The organism is Falsiroseomonas oleicola, from assembly GCF_019029495.1.
Taxonomy (GTDB): domain Bacteria; phylum Pseudomonadota; class Alphaproteobacteria; order Acetobacterales; family Acetobacteraceae; genus Falsiroseomonas; species Falsiroseomonas oleicola.
Window position 1 is genome coordinate 1 of sequence record NZ_JAERQM010000025.1, and the last position, 549, is coordinate 549.

Below are 549 nucleotides of genomic sequence, written 5' to 3' on the forward strand. Positions count from 1 at the left end.
GACGAGGCGGAGGAGACCGCCGAGGCGCTCGGCCTCGACCTTCACGTCGTCGACGCGAAAGCGAAGTTCGCCGACCTGTGTCTCGACGCGGTGAAGGCGAACGCGACGTATCAGGGATATCCGCTCGGTACCGCTCTCGCGCGTCCCGTCATCGCCGAGGCGATCCTCGACGTCGCCGAGGAGGAGGACTGTGACGCGATCGCGCACGGGTGTACGGGGAAGGGGAACGATCAGCTCCGGTTCGAGGCGGTGTGGCGCGGCTCCGATCTGGACGTGATCGCGCCCGTCCGCGAGCTCGGACTCACCCGCGAGTGGGAGATCGAGTACGCCGAGGAGAACGACCTCCCCGTCGAGACCGGCGACGGCGGCGTCTGGTCGATCGACGAGAACATCTGGTCGCGTGCGGTCGAGGGCGGCAAACTGGAGGACCCCGACTACGAGCCGCCGGCGGAGATCTACGAGTGGACCGCCGAGCCGGACGGAGAGACGACGATCGAGGTGACGTTCGAGGCTGGCGTTCCCGTCGCCGTCGACGGCGAGGAGATGGAC

Annotated in this window: 1 protein-coding gene; it reads left to right on the forward strand. The window is 68.3% G+C overall.

Annotation, left to right across the window (positions count from 1 at the left end):
* On the forward strand, positions 1-549 hold a 549-nt coding region (locus JJQ90_RS26730), incomplete at both ends, for an argininosuccinate synthase domain-containing protein (protein WP_216879301.1).